The sequence below is a fragment of the Glycomyces arizonensis DSM 44726 genome, assembly GCF_000482705.1.
Taxonomy (GTDB): Bacteria; Actinomycetota; Actinomycetes; order Mycobacteriales; family Micromonosporaceae; genus Glycomyces; species Glycomyces arizonensis.
Genome location: NZ_AXWO01000020.1, coordinates 1 through 13,607, shown reverse-complemented (window position 1 = coordinate 13,607; position 13,607 = coordinate 1). Strand labels below are relative to the sequence as shown.

The 13,607-nt window shown below is 69.8% G+C and carries 14 protein-coding genes; 12 read left to right on the top strand and 2 right to left on the bottom strand.

Going from position 1 to position 13,607, the window contains the following annotated elements; genetic code table 11:
- The first annotated feature begins 32 nt into the window (after positions 1–32).
- Genes H613_RS26655 through H613_RS0114555 form a run of 5 tightly spaced genes read left to right on the top strand, consistent with a single transcriptional unit; the run spans position 33 to position 3,749 of the window.
- On the top strand, positions 33–752 hold the full coding sequence (locus H613_RS26655; RefSeq protein ID WP_051393367.1) for a GntR family transcriptional regulator: 720 nt from the start codon (positions 33–35) through the stop codon (positions 750–752).
- Positions 749–1,444, top strand: a complete 696-nt coding sequence (locus H613_RS0114570; protein WP_026924393.1) for a (Fe-S)-binding protein — start codon at positions 749–751, stop codon at positions 1,442–1,444. Before H613_RS26655 ends, H613_RS0114570 begins: the two co-directional genes overlap by 4 nt.
- A complete protein-coding gene (locus tag H613_RS26650; protein ID WP_035738180.1) occupies positions 1,441–2,823 on the top strand; it encodes a lactate utilization protein B in 1,383 nt (460 codons plus the stop codon). The genes H613_RS0114570 and H613_RS26650 overlap by 4 nt, the downstream gene beginning before the upstream one ends.
- The gene (locus H613_RS0114560) at positions 2,820–3,413 is read left to right on the top strand and encodes a LutC/YkgG family protein (protein WP_026924392.1); all 594 of its coding nucleotides are present in this window, start codon (positions 2,820–2,822) and stop codon (positions 3,411–3,413) included. Before H613_RS26650 ends, H613_RS0114560 begins: the two co-directional genes overlap by 4 nt.
- Positions 3,414–3,470: 57 nt before the next feature.
- On the top strand, positions 3,471–3,749 hold the full coding sequence (locus H613_RS0114555) for a type II toxin-antitoxin system Phd/YefM family antitoxin (protein ID WP_026924391.1): 279 nt from the start codon (positions 3,471–3,473) through the stop codon (positions 3,747–3,749).
- Between the two features lie 42 nt (positions 3,750–3,791).
- On the opposite strand, the gene H613_RS0114550 is transcribed toward H613_RS0114555, so the two are convergent.
- Entirely contained in the window at positions 3,792–4,478 is a 687-nt protein-coding gene (locus tag H613_RS0114550) for a glycosyltransferase family 2 protein (RefSeq protein WP_026924390.1), read from the bottom strand.
- Between the two features lie 79 nt (positions 4,479–4,557).
- Between H613_RS0114550 and H613_RS0114545 the strand changes: the two genes are divergently transcribed.
- From H613_RS0114545 to H613_RS0114515, 7 genes are all read left to right on the top strand, one after another.
- Positions 4,558–6,684, top strand: coding sequence for a hypothetical protein (locus H613_RS0114545; protein ID WP_156926042.1), 2,127 nt, complete (start codon positions 4,558–4,560; stop codon positions 6,682–6,684).
- Between the two features lie 55 nt (positions 6,685–6,739).
- A complete protein-coding gene (dcd, locus tag H613_RS0114540; protein WP_026924388.1) occupies positions 6,740–7,315 on the top strand; it encodes a dCTP deaminase in 576 nt (191 codons plus the stop codon).
- Positions 7,316–7,434: 119 nt separating this feature from the next.
- Positions 7,435–7,902, top strand: a complete 468-nt coding sequence (locus H613_RS0114535; RefSeq protein WP_211234834.1) for a hypothetical protein — start codon at positions 7,435–7,437, stop codon at positions 7,900–7,902.
- A 174-nt stretch (positions 7,903–8,076) separates the two neighbouring features.
- Complete coding sequence (locus tag H613_RS26645; RefSeq protein ID WP_051393366.1) at positions 8,077–8,895, top strand: mechanosensitive ion channel family protein; 819 nt, start codon at positions 8,077–8,079, stop codon at positions 8,893–8,895.
- 206 nt (positions 8,896–9,101) lie between these two features.
- Complete coding sequence (locus H613_RS26640; protein ID WP_051393365.1) at positions 9,102–10,271, top strand: mechanosensitive ion channel family protein; 1,170 nt, start codon at positions 9,102–9,104, stop codon at positions 10,269–10,271.
- 313 nt (positions 10,272–10,584) lie between these two features.
- Positions 10,585–11,202: a TetR/AcrR family transcriptional regulator gene (locus tag H613_RS0114520; protein WP_035738178.1), complete on the top strand. Its 618-nt coding sequence runs from the start codon at positions 10,585–10,587 to the stop codon at positions 11,200–11,202.
- A gap of 66 nt (positions 11,203–11,268) precedes the next feature.
- Positions 11,269–12,177: a hydroxymethylglutaryl-CoA lyase gene (locus H613_RS0114515; RefSeq protein ID WP_026924385.1), complete on the top strand. Its 909-nt coding sequence runs from the start codon at positions 11,269–11,271 to the stop codon at positions 12,175–12,177.
- Positions 12,178–12,193: 16 nt separating this feature from the next.
- Here H613_RS0114515 and H613_RS0114510 read toward each other — a convergent pair whose 3' ends face one another.
- Positions 12,194–13,525, bottom strand: a complete 1,332-nt coding sequence (locus tag H613_RS0114510) for an IS4 family transposase (RefSeq protein ID WP_051393364.1) — start codon at positions 13,523–13,525, stop codon at positions 12,194–12,196.
- Positions 13,526–13,607: the final 82 nt, after the last annotated feature.

The following is a 13,607-nucleotide window of genomic DNA, read 5'->3' as shown; positions in this document are numbered from 1 at the left end:
CCACGTCGACAATATCCTATAGGATATATCCCATGGGAGAAGCACTGGTGGGACCCGAACGGCCGATCTTGGCCGACAAGGCCTACACGGAACTGAAGTCACGGATCCTGCGGAGTGCCCTCGCGCCCGGCGAGAAGCTCAGCATCGACGGCTTGGCGAAGCGCCTGGAGATCTCGCAGACGCCGATCAGGGAGGCCCTGGCGCGGCTGGAGGCCGAAGGGCTGGTGCGGCGGCGGCCGCTCAGCGGCTACAAGGTGACGCCGCTGCTCACCGAGGACGAGTTCGAGGACCTGTTCGGCATGCGGCAGCTCCTCGAGCCGCTCGCCGCGAAGCGCGCCGCCGACCTCGACGAGAACCTCCACGACGGCAACGTTGCGAACAATCTGCGGATGCTGGCCCGCACGCCGGACTTCGACAGCGACGCCGCGCTGAGCCGGCTGGACTTCACCGAGGCCGACAAGCGGTTCCACAACTACGTCGGTCAGCTCAGCGGCAGCCCGATGCTTGCGAAGGCGATCGACCGCCTGGACGCGCACCTGCACCTCCACCGCTCGTACATCGAGCCGAAGTCGATTGCCGAGACCGAGCGCGAGCACCTGGCGATCGCAGCGGCTATCATCGAGAGGCAACCGCTTACAGCCGCGGAGGCCATGAGTCTCCACCTCGAGAACTCCCGCTCGAGGCACGCAACCGCCTTCCTCAGGTCCGAAGCCGTGGTGGGCCCCAGAAAAGAGGTGAACCGGACCCCTTGAGCCGCATAGGTCTCTTCATCACCTGCGTCAACGACGCCCTGTACCCGCAGACGCCCAAGGCGGTCGTGGCCGTCCTGGAGCGCCTCGGCTACGAGGTCGACTTCCCGCGGGCCCAGACCTGCTGCGGCCAGATGCACGCCAACTCCGGGTACCGCGGGGACGCCACCAGGCTCGCCGAGTCCTTCGAGCGCGTCTTCGGCTCCTACGACGCCGTCGTCACGCCGTCCGGCTCGTGCGCGGCCATGGCCCGCGACCAGTACCCCGGTCTGATCGGCAGCGACATCGGCGAGCGGGTCTACGAGCTCTCGGAGTTCCTGCTCGACCGCGCGGGCGTCGACGACGTCGGCGCGCGCTTCCCGCACACCGTCACCTACCACCCGACCTGCCACGGCACCCGCGCCCTCGGCCTGGGCGACAAGCCGCTGCGGCTCCTGCGCGCCGTCGACGGCATCGAGCTGGTCGAGCTGCCCGAGGCCGACCAGTGCTGCGGCTTCGGCGGCACCTTCGCGCTCAAGAACGCCGACGTCTCCTCGGCGATGCTCGAGGACAAGTGCCGCAACGCCGCGGGCACCGGTGCCGAGTACCTCGCCGCCGCGGACAACTCCTGCCTCACCCACATCGGCGGCGGCATCTCCCGCTCGGGTGGCCCCAAGCCGATCCACTACGCCGAGATCCTCGCGAGCACCGCATGAGCACCGCATTCCCGCAAGCGGCCAAGGTCGCGCTCGGCATGCCGCAGCTGCGGTCCAACCTCGCGCACGCCACCGGCACCATCCGCGCCAAGCGCGCCAAGGTCGCCGGGGAGCTCGACGACTGGGAGCAGTTGCGCAGCGCCGCCGCCGCGATCAAGGCCGACGTCCAGCGCCGCATGCCCGAACTCGCCGTCGCCTTCGAGCGCAACGCGACCGAGGCGGGCGCCACCGTCCACTGGGCGCGGGACGCCGCCGAGGCCAACGCGATCGCCGCGCGGATCACCCGCGAGGCGGGCGCCGACGAGGTCGTCAAGGTCAAGTCGATGGCCACCCAGGAGATCGAGCTCAACGAGCACTTCGAGGCCGAGGGCCTGGCGGCGTGGGAGACCGACCTCGCCGAGCTGATCGTGCAGCTCGCCGAGGACAAGCCGAGCCACATCCTGGTGCCCGCGATCCACTACAACCGCACCGAGATCCGCGACATCTTCCGCAATCGGATGGCCGACGCGCCGAAAGGACTCACGGACGACCCGGCCGCTCTGGCGGAGGCGGCGCGGCTGCACCTGCGGCGCCGGTTCCTGTCGGCGAAGGTCGCCGTCTCCGGCGCGAACTTCGCGGTGGCCGAGACCGGCTCGCTCGTCGTCGTCGAGTCGGAGGGCAACGGGCGCATGTGCCTGACGATGCCCGAGACGCTCATCAGCGTCGTCGGCGTCGAGAAGCTGCTGCCGCGCTTCGCGGACCTTGAGGTCTTCATGCAGCTGCTGCCCAGGTCCTCCACCGGCGAGCGCATGAACCCGTACACCTCGGTCTGGACCGGCAGGGCCGCGGGCGACGGCCCGAAGGACGTCCACATCATCCTGCTCGACAACGGCCGCACCGAGGTGCTCGCCGACGAGGTGGGCCGCCAGGCGCTCTCGTGCATCCGCTGCTCGGCCTGTCTGAACGTGTGCCCGGTCTACGAGCGGACCGGCGGGCACGCGTACGGGCACGTCTACCCCGGGCCGATCGGCGCGATCCTGGCCCCGCAGCTGGAGCCGGGCCGCCATGACGACCTGCCGTACGCGTCGAGCCTGTGCGGCGCGTGCTACGAGGTGTGCCCGGTCAAGATCAACATCCCCGAGGTGCTGGTGCACCTGCGCCAGCAGGGACCGCACCAGGCGGGCGAGAAGGCCGCGATGGGCGCGGCGGAGGCCGTGATGGCCCGGCCGCGGCTCTGGAGGGCCGCGCTCGGGGCGGCCAGGTTCTTCTCGCGGCCGTGGCGCGGGCGCGGCTTCGTGCGGCGGCTCCCGTGGCCGGGTTCGAAGTGGACGATGAGTCGGGACATGCCGGTGCCGCCGAAGGAGAGCTTCCGGGACTGGTGGAAGGAGCGGGAGCGGTGAGCGCGCGCGAGGAGATCCTGGCGCGGATGCGCCGAGCCCTGGACGGCGCGGGCCCCGCGCCGGAGGCGCCGCGGGAATACCGCCGTGCGCTGGACGCGGACACCGACGTGGTCGAGCTGCTCATCGACCGCCTCGTCGACTACAAGGCGTATGTCCACCACGGGATCGAGTCGATCGCCGGGGCACTCGGCGAGGCGAAGCGCGTGATCGTGCCCGCCGATCTCCCGGCCGAGTGGCGCGTCGGCGACGCGGCGTTCATCGAGGACGAAGACCTGTCGACCGCCGAGCTGGACACGGCGGACGCGGTCCTGACCGGCTGCGCGGCGGCCGTGGCGGTCTCGGGCACGATCATGCTCGACGCCGGTGCGGCCCAGGGGCGAAGGGCGATCACCCTCGTGCCGGACCACCACGTGGTCGTGGTGCGGCACGATCAGATCGTCGGCCACCTGGCCGAGGCGCTGCCGCGCCTGGACCAGACGAGCCCGCAGACCTGGATCTCGGGCCCCTCAGCCACGAGCGACATCGAACTCCAACGCGTGGAAGGCGTCCACGGCCCCCGCCGCCTCGACGTCGTCATCCTTCCCGACTGACAGGCCGTCCGGTACGGGCGTGGAAACTGGCGTAGCGCACGAAGATACCGTATCGGTGTGAACACCATCAGCTACCAGGAGTTGAGAGACGGCTATGAGGCAGTCATGGACTCGCTGGAACGCGGTGAGAGCTTCATGCTCACTCGCAACGGCGTACCGGTCGGGGAAGTGCGTCCTTACAGGGAACGCCGGAAGACGACCGCCGCCGAGCTCGTGGAGGCAGTCCGGAAGCTTCCTCCCATCGATTACGAGGAAATGCGCGCTGAGGGGGAAGCGTTCTTCGGTGATGATCGTATCGATGACGACCCATGGGAGCGGGCGCGCGGCCGGAAGTGAACTTCGCGGCGTCCTCGAATCGGCATCCCGGGCCATGGCCGCCTAGCGACGGAGGCGTTCCCTGCCCAGGAGCCACAGGGCCTGGACGCCGTCGGTCCAGGTGATCTTCTTGCCGTCCTCGCGGCTGCGCGCGGTGTAGGAGATCGGCACCTCGAAGGGGCGGATGCCGCGCTTGAGCAGCTTCGCCGTCAGCTCGGCCTCCATGCCGAAGCCCACCGAGCGCACCTGGAGGTCCAGGTACAGATCCCGCGGCATCAGCTTGTAGCAGGTCTCCAGGTCCGAGATGTAGGAGTTGAACAGGACGTTGGCCGCGAGCGTGATGCTCTTGTTGCCCATCACGTACCAGAACGAGTACGCCGAGTGCGAGCCGAACGTCCGCGAGCCGTACACCACCTCGGCCTTGCCGTCGAGGACCGGCGCCAGGAGCTTCGGCAGGTCCTCCGCCTCGTATTCGCCGTCCGCGTCGAACACCACCACGTAGTCGCCCGACGCCTCCTTCGCGGCGGTCCGGATGGCCGCGCCCTTGCCGCGGTTCCTGTCGTGGCGGACCAATCGCACGCGCGCGTCGTCCTCAAAGGATTGCAGCACTTCCCACGACCGGTCCCGCGAGCCGTCGTCGACGGCGACGATCTCGGTCTCGCACGGGAAGTCGACCGCGAGCAGCTCCTTCAGCGTCCCGGCGGCGAGGCGCTCCTCATTGAATACCGGGACGAGAACCGACAACAACATTGCTGCTCCATCCCGCGCGTCCGAACACGATTTCATAACCATAACGCGAACGAGCCGAAGCGCGGTAGAGCAGACGGTCGTGTTCAATGGAGCCGTGCTGCTCATGCTGTGGCTCCTCGTCCTCCTGATCGCCCTCGCCTATGCGCTCCGCCCCTTCGAAGGCGCCGCCGTCGCGCCGATGCGCCTCGCGGTCGTGCGCGCCGCGCTGCTCTTGGGCGCGTGGGCGATCGCCACCGTCGAAGCCGCCTCCGCGGTGCACGCCCTCACCGCGGTCGTCGTGGCGGCCTCCTGGGTCACCGCCACGCTCGCCGTCGCCGCCGCGGTCGTCGTCCGGTGCGCCCGGGACGTCGCTCCCGCCCGTCCCGGCAGCGCCGTATCGGTGATCCGCGACGGGATCAGGCGCAAGCGCGGCGCCACCCGCCGCACCTGGCGGCGCACCAGGTCCGCCGCGGCCGCCGCCCCTGCCTGGCAGTGGGCGCTGGCCTGCGTCATCGCGATCCTCTTCGTCAGCGCCGCCGTCCTCGCCGTCGCCTCGGCCCCCAATAACTTCGACTCCCAGACCTACCACCTGCCGCGCATCGAGCACTGGGTCCAGAACGGTTCGGTCGAGGCCTACGCCACCGACATCCACCGCCAGGTCGACATCAGCCCCGGCGCGGAGTACCTGCTGACGCACCTGCGGCTGCTCACCGGCGGCGACGGAGCCTATAACCTCGTGCAGCTCCTTGCGGCGGTAGGCGCCGCCCTGGCCGCCTCGCGCATCGCCGCCCAGCTCGGCGGCGCCCCCGTGGCCCAGCTCGCCACCGTGTTCATCCTCGCCACCACCCCCGAGGTGCTCCTCCAGGCCTCCAGTACTCAGGTCGACCTCGTGGCCGCCGCCTGGGTCGCCTGCCTCGCCACCGTCGTCCTCGACGAATTCACGCGTCCGGGCGAGCGGCGCGGGACCGCGCGGTGGGCCGTCCCCACGCCGGGCGCCGATGCGCTCTTCCTCGGCCTCGCGCTCGGTCTCGTCGCGGTCACCAAGACCACCGGCCTGCTCGCCGCCGCCCCGCTCCTGCTGCTGTGGGGCATCGGCCGCCTCGTCCGCGACGGGCGCCGCTCCCACCCGTGCATGTGCGGGCACGACCCCGAGCACTGCTCGCGCACCGCCCGCTCCCGCCCGCTGGCGGCGCGGGCGCGCACCGTCGGCGCCTCCCTCGCCGTCCTCGCGATCGGGCTGGTCCTGGTCGGGCCCTTCCTGGCGCGGATGCACGCCGAGTTCGGCTCGCCGCTCGGCCCGGCGATGCTGCGCGAGTCCGTCGGCGTCCAGACCGCTGACCCGCGCCTCATCGCCGTCAACGGCCTGCGCATCGCCCACACCGGGCTCGATACGCCGATCGCCCCGCTCTCCGACGCGTTCGCCGCCGGGATCGAGGGCTTCGCCGGTCTCGTCGGCGTCGACGTCAACGACCGCGACGTCACCTTCGGCACCACGACCTTCCCCGTCGCGGCCTGGTACCCCGACGAGGACCGGGCCGCGTTCCCGCTCACCGGCCTCGCCGCGCTCTTCGGCGCGGTCTGGTTCCTGCGGCGGGGGCCGGGCGTGCGCCGCGCCTATGTCGCGGCGGTGGCCGCCGCGTTCGTGCTGCTGTGCGCCACGGTCGCCTGGCAGCCGTGGATCAACCGGCTCGTGCTCTTCCTGGTCGTCCTCGGCGCGCCCATCGGCGGGGTGTTCGTGGCGGCACTGGCGCGCCGATTGGTCGAGCGGCGGCGCAGGGCCGTCGCCTGGGGGCTGCTCGGCACCCTCGCCGTCATCGCGTCCTTGGCGGGGCTGCTGACCGTCGCGTACGGCTATCCGCGGCGCCTGACCGGCACGTGGTCCGCGTTCACGCTGAGCGACCACGAGGAGCGGTTCGTGCGCCGACGCGACTGGCTCCCGCAGTACGAGGAGGCCGCCGCGGCCGTCGCCGATTCGGGCGCCGAGACCGTCGGGATCGTGCAGGGCAACGACTCGTGGGAGTACCCGTGGTGGGTGCTGCTGCCCGAGGGCACCGAGCTGGTGGCGCTCCAGTCGATCGTGCCGGGGCAGCCGCCCGCCGACGTCGCGGACGTCGACGCGATCGTGTGCGCCGAGGACCTCAAGGAGTGCGCCGTCATCGCTCCCGATGGATGGGAGCTGCGTGAACTCGGGACCGTGGCCTACGCGATCCCACCCGGGACGCGCTAGTCCGTCTCGGTCAGGTGCCAAAGTCCGCATCGAGAGGGACGGGTAGCCTGTGGCCATGCTTTTGAGCGACCGGGACATCGCCGACGCCGTCAAGAACGGGCGGCTCGGCCTCGACCCGTTCGAGCCCGAGCTCGTCCAGCCCTCCAGCGTCGACGTGCGGCTGGACCGGCGCTTCCGGGTGTTCAACAACCAGAAGTACACCCACATCGACCCCTCCGAGCGCCAGGACGAGTTGACCGCGCCGGTCGACGTCGCGGGCGACCAGCCGTTCGTGCTCCACCCCGGTGAGTTCGTGCTCGCCTCGACGCTGGAGATCGTCACCCTGCCCGACGACCTGGCCGCGCGACTGGAGGGCAAGTCGAGCCTGGGGCGGCTGGGGCTGCTGACGCACTCGACGGCCGGGTTCATCGACCCCGGCTTCTCCGGGCACGTGACGCTGGAGCTGTCGAACGTGGCGAACCTGCCGATCACGCTGTGGCCGGGGATGAAGATCGGGCAGCTGTGCGTCTTCCAGCTGTCCTCGCCCGCCGAGCACCCGTACGGCTCGGAGGTCACCGCCTCGCGCTACCAGGGCCAGCGGGGCCCGACGCCGTCGAAATCGTGGCAGAAATGGCGCACCTGGCCCACTTAGGCCCTGCCGCATCAGCGGTGAGAGGTGCCACAGCGCATGGCGGTGCCCGGTTCGGAGTCTTAGGATCGCGAAGGCCCCCGAGCACCTCTTCTCCCGGAACGGCGATCGTCATGTCTGATATGAGTGCTTACGCCGTCGCGGCGCTGGTCGTGGCGGTAGTGGTGTTCCGGCAGTTGCGCGCCCGACCGGTGCGGCCCGTCGGCTCGCTCGTCGCTCCGGCGGTCTTCGGCGTCCTGGGTGCGGCAGGGCTCGCGTTCGGTGTCGCCTCCGTCGTGAAGTACCACCCGCTCACCGCGCTTCCTGTCCTGCTGCTGGCGGTGAGCCTGGTGGTCGCGGCCGCGCTCGGCGCCGCCCGCTCGCGGACGGTCGCGGTGTGGCGCGGCCCCGAGGGCCGCGTGCTGCGCAAGGGGACCTTGGTGACGACCGCCCTGTGGCTGCTGTCGTTCATCGCCCACCTCGGCCTGGGACTGTGGATCGACCATGCGGACGGCGTCGGGCTCTTGGGCACCGCGTCCCTGTACGCCTATGTGGCCATCGGCCTGAGCGCGCAGAACCTTCTGGTGCGCAGGCGCGCCATCGCGCTTTGAAGTCATGCGCCGGCCCATGCGCGGATGGAGCGCCAGCCGTCCCCGCCCGGCCGGGACGCGCTCAGGGCGATGCTTACATCCTTGTCATTTTTCGCGCGCGTGTTTCACCGGCCCGATGCGGCTCTATTGCGCCAATAGCCGGAATGGCGCTGATTTCTGTCTTAGTCTGCGGGCATGGACATCATGCAGAGCATTGAGAGCGGCTTCGATACACTCATACAGTTCATACCGAAGCTGATCGCCTTCCTGTTGATTCTCGTCGTCGGTTGGTTCGTCTCCAAATGGGTCGGCAAACTGATCGGGAAACTCCTCGGGAAGGCCGGCCTCGACCGGGTCGGCGACCGATCCGGCCTCCGCCGGTTCACGGGCCGGTTCGAGCTGAGCCAGCTCTTCGGGAAACTCATCTACTACATGCTGATGCTGTTCACGCTGCAGCTGGCATTCGGCGCGTTCGGACCCAACCCGGTCTCCGACCTGCTGACCGCACTCGTCGGATGGCTGCCGAAGCTGTTCGTCGCGATCCTGCTCGTCGTGGTCGCCTTCGCGATCGCCAACGCCGTCTACGGCATGGTCGAGGGGATGCTCTCGGAGACCAGCTACGGGAAGACCATGGCGCGGATCGCGCAGGTCGCGATCGTCTTCTTCGGCATCGTGGCCGCCACCAGCCTGGCCGGCATCGCCGACAGCGTGACGCAGCCGCTCATGTGGACGGTGTTCGTCGCGGTCGCCGGTGTCGTCATCGTCGGCGTCGGCGGCGGTCTCATCGGGCCGATGCGCTCCCGCTGGGAGCGGATGCTGAACTCCGCCGAGAGCGAGACCTCGCGGATGAAGTCCAATCGGCAGTCGCAGTCGGACCAGCAGATGGGGCGCACCTACACCTCGGAGCGGTACGGCGCGGGCAGCGACGCCCAGACCGGGACCCAGGCGCCGCGCGCCACGGAGGTGCCGCACACGGCCGAGCCGCGACTGGACCGCCCGGGCGACCAGCCGTGACCGCCAGGAGGCGGTGAACGCGGAGGGCGGCGCGCCGCGCGAGCGTGAACGCATTGCGCGGCAACGTCCTTCGCCGCCCAATCGACACATAGACGAATAACGCTGCTCGACGACCGGCCGTGCTCCCGCTCTGCGGAGCGCGGCCGGCGTCATGCCGACGGCCCGTGACACGCGGGTCACTCGCCTTTCCCGATAGCCTGAGAGCCATGTCGAACCTCGACCCCTGGGTCGTCATCGTGGCGGTGGCGATCCTGTCCGCCCTGGCGGTCAGCCTCGCCCGCCTGCTGATCAAGTGGCTGCTGCTGCGGCACGCCTCCGAGCGCCTCTCGCTCGTCGTCGGCAAGGCGCTCCGGCCCGCGCAGCTCATGGCGGCGACCGGCGGGGTGCAGATCCTGCTGTACGTCCAGAGCGATGTCGCCACCGACGGCTGGGACGACGGGTGGAACATCAATCTGAGCCGGACGCTCCTGTGGGGCACCGTCATCTCCGGCGCGTGGCTGATCTCCAATCTGCTCAGTGTGGCGAAAGAGCCGATCCAGGGGCAGCTGGGCTCGCTCGAACAGGAGGACGTGGGCGGTCGGCGCCGCCGCACGCAGGCCATCGTCACCTACCGGCTGATCTCGGCCGGGGTGTGGATGATCGCGGGCGGGATCATCCTGTTCAACATCCCCTCGCTCAAGGTCCTCGGGACGTCCCTGCTGGGGGCGGCCGGCCTGGCGGGCGTGGTCGCGGCCCTGGCGGCCCAGACGATGCTCTCGAATCTCTTCGCCGGCATGCAGCTGGCGTTCGGGGACGCCCTCCGGCTCGAGGACGTCGTCGTCATCGAGGGCGAATGGGGGCGCATCGAGGAGATCACACTGTCTTATGTGGTGGTTCGGATTTGGGACGAGCGGCGGCTGGTGCTGCCCACTTCCTATTTCAAGACCCACGCCTATGTCAACTGGACCCGCAACGATCCGGCGGTGCTCGGCACGATCCTGCTGGACGCCGATTGGCGATTGCCGGTGGACGAGGCCCGCGCCGAATTGCGCCGGTACCTGACGGTGAACCCGCTGTGGGACGGGCGGAGCTGCGGCATGGAGGTCAACGACGCCACCGGGCCCTATATGCGGCTGCGGATGACGATCTCCGCGAGCAACCCGTCCCATCAGTGGGCGCTGCGGTGCGAGGTGCGCGAGCACATGATCCGCTGGATCGTCGACAACCACCCGCACTGCATCCCGCGCATGCGCGTCAACAGCTACCAGTCGGTGATGGACGTCAGGACCGGGACCTTCGGTCTGGAGGGCCACCAGGAGGACATCGGCCCCACGGAGATCCAGGCGCTGCTGAACGAGGTTCCGATAGAGCAGCGCAAGCCCAGCCCCGGCTCGTAGCGGGAGTGGGCATCGCCGTCCACGCCGAACCCTCGTGCCGGAGCGGGGCCGGTGCGCACCGCACACCGGGCGGGACCCCGAAGTCCCGTCCGAAAGCCGGGCGTGCGGCGGGACCCGCCGGACCTCGCCTTGGAGCGCGACCGTTCGCCGGAGGTCCGTGCCGCATGCCGAGCGGAGCTCGCCATGCAGGTCGTAGCCTTGTCCGCGGCCCGAACTCCGTCCCCGCACGGGGCGCGGATCCGGCCTCCGTTCGGGGCAAAGAGTGGGCTTTTGCTCCCTGCGCCCGGACGTACGCTGGAGTAGCCTAACGTTGGTGAGCCTTGACCTGACCGATAAGCGCGGCGGCTCCAAACGCCGCCGAGAGATCCTCGACGTAGCCGTGAAACTCCTGGCCAAGCACGGGTACCACGGCGTGTCGATGGACGACATCGGGGCGGCCGCGAACATCACCGGACCGGCGCTGTACCACCACTTCAAGGGCGGCAAGGAGCAGATGCTCGCCGACGCGCTCATCCCCGTCTCCGAGCGCCTCATGGTCGGCGGCAAGCACTACGCGTCCCTGCACTCCGACGACCCGCGCGCCGCCCTGGAGGCCCTCGTCGACTTCCACCTCGCGGTCACCGTCGACTCGCCGGAGATCGTCATCCTCCACCTCCACGAGCTCGACCGGCTCCCCGCCGAGCCCCGCCGCGAGGTGCGCAAGCTCCAGCGCGTATACGTCGAGGAGTGGGTGCGGGTCCTGTGCGCGCTGCGGCCGGGCCTCAAGCCCGAGCAGGCCCGCGTGATCGCGCACGGCGCGTTCGGCCTGATGAACTCCACGCCGTACCTGGCGCTCGGCGAGGAGGTCAGCGCCGAGGAGACGGCGAATCTCCTCCGGGGAGCCGCCCTGGCGGCCCTCGACCCGGGAGGCGCGACCAACAACCTCTTATAGATTATAAGATATAAACTATAAGATATCTATAGGCTATAACCTATAGAAAATAGGATCGGAGGCGCGATGATGCATCAACCCGAACGAATCTCACTTCGTGAGGTCGCCCCCCGCGACGGGCTCCAGAACGAACCGCCCGTACCTACCGAGGACAAGATCCGCCTTATCGACGCGCTCTCGCGCACCGGCCTGTCCCGCATCGAGGCCGTCAGCTTCGTCCACCCCAAGGCCGTCCCGCAGATGGCCGACGCCGCCGAGGTGTGGGGCGCGATCGAGAAGCACCCCGGCATCCGCTACAGCGCGCTCGCACCCAACCTGAAGGGCGTCGAGCGCGCGCTCGACGCCGGGTTCAGCGCGATCGAGGTCGTCGTCTCCGCCTCCGACGCCCACAACCGCGCCAACGTCGGGCGCACCACGGCCGAGTCGGTCGCCGAGTTCGCTGACATCGTCCACCTCGCCCACGAGCGGCTCGCCGAGGTCGAGGCCATCATCGCCACCAGCTTCGGCTGTCCCTACGAGGGCGACGTCGCCCCCGCCCGCGTGGCCGGGATCGTCGACGCGGTGGCCGAGGCCGGCGTCGACCGCGTGGCCTTCGGCGACACCACGGGCATGGGCACGCCCAGGCGAGTGAACGAGCTCCTCGATGCCGTCGAGACCGACCTGCCGGTGCTCATGCACTTCCATGACACGCGCGGCACCGCCCTGGCGAACCTCCTGACGGCCATGGACCGCGGCGTCGTCGAGTTCGACGCCAGTGTCGGCGGCCTCGGCGGATGCCCCTACGCGCCGGGCGCCTCGGGCAACGTCGCCACTGAGGAAGTGGTGCACATGCTGCACGACATGGGCGTCGCGACCGGCGTCGACCTCGACGCGCTCATCGACACCGCCGCGCTCGCGCAGGAGATCGTGGGCCGCAAGCTCGAATCGGGCGTCCTGCGCGCGGGCCCCCGCACCCGCCTGACCGAGCGGCCCTAGCGCCAATGCCGTTCAGTTAGCGGGTGTCGATGAGGGCGATTTCGAGGGTGGCTTTGTAGGTTCGGCGGTTGATCTGGCCTTTGGCGCGGTGTTTGGAGATCGCTCGTTTGATCGCTCGGGGTGCGGTGCGCAGGCGTCGGGCCGGCAGGGGCCGGGCGATCAGCTCGGTTCCGATGCGCCCGGCTAGGTCGATCTGTTCGTCATCGACGATGCCCGCGGCCTGGATGAGCTGGTCGCGGGCGCACTCGATGGCGAGTTTGAAGCTGGCGCTGAGCGGGGTGAGGTCTGCGGTGGTGCAGGCGTCATCGATGGCGCATCGCAGGACCTGGTAGAGGACCAGCAACGACCACAGTTCCTGGTCGAGCCCGGCCGGGTCGGTGGCGCGGAGCACGGTGCGGCCCAGCAGGCTGGATTTGAGCTCGGCGTAGACCGTTTCGATCTCCCAGCGTTGGTGGTAGAGCTCGATCAGATCCAGGGCCGGGTGCGCGGTCGGGTCGGTCAGGGTGGTGGCCAGCCGATAGGCGCCGGTTCGGGTCCCGCCGGTGGTGTTGATGGTGATCTCGGCTTCGATCAGGCGTAGCCGGAGGCGGCCGATTCGGACTAGTCGGGTGCCGTCACCAAGGTGTTGCAAGGTGCGGGGTCGCCAGTGGGCGGGGATGCGTATCAGCAGGTCGGCCTCGGTGGCCGCGGCGCGAGCGAGGAAGTCGGCCGAGGCGAAGCCGCGGTCGGCTAGGAGCAGACAGCCCGCCCGCAATCGTTCGAGCAGGGATCGGGCGAGGTGCTGTTCGGTGTCCGCTGTGGCGCCCCAGACCGCTCCGAGCAGGGCGCGGGTCCCGGCCGCGACCAAAGCGACCAGGCGGATCTGTGGGTATCCGGCCCGGGCATGGCCGCCTGAATGCAGCCCGAACCGTTCGCGGTTGGCATCGGTGTCGGGAACATCGATCCCGGTGCCGTCGATCGCGCACACCAGCAGGCCCCGCCACCGCGCGGCCGCCGCGCCCGGCCCGGCCAGATGGCCGAACAGGGCCCGCAGCGGCGCGGTTCCGAGCCGTTTGCGCGCGTAATACAGCGCCGATCCGCTCGGCCGCGGCCCCGGCCCCAGGCCCGCGGTGAGCTTGTCCCACACCAGGCCCCATCCCAGATGCGCGAACAGCCCGCCAGCCAGCAGCAGATAGACGGTCACCCGAGCCGGGATCAGCCGCGTCCGATGCTGGGTCTTCCCGCACTCGGCGAGCACGGCATCGACCATCTCGAAGGGCACGATCCGGGTCAACTCCCCCAGATGCCCCGGAGCGAAAGCGCCACCAGCGGCACCGATGATGCGGGTTATGGCAGTATGAGAGGACAAGGGGCTCCTTGGAATGATGAACGTGTTGCGACACAACCGTTCTACCAAGAGCCCCTTCCCTCATGCCCACCAGTCAAAGCCA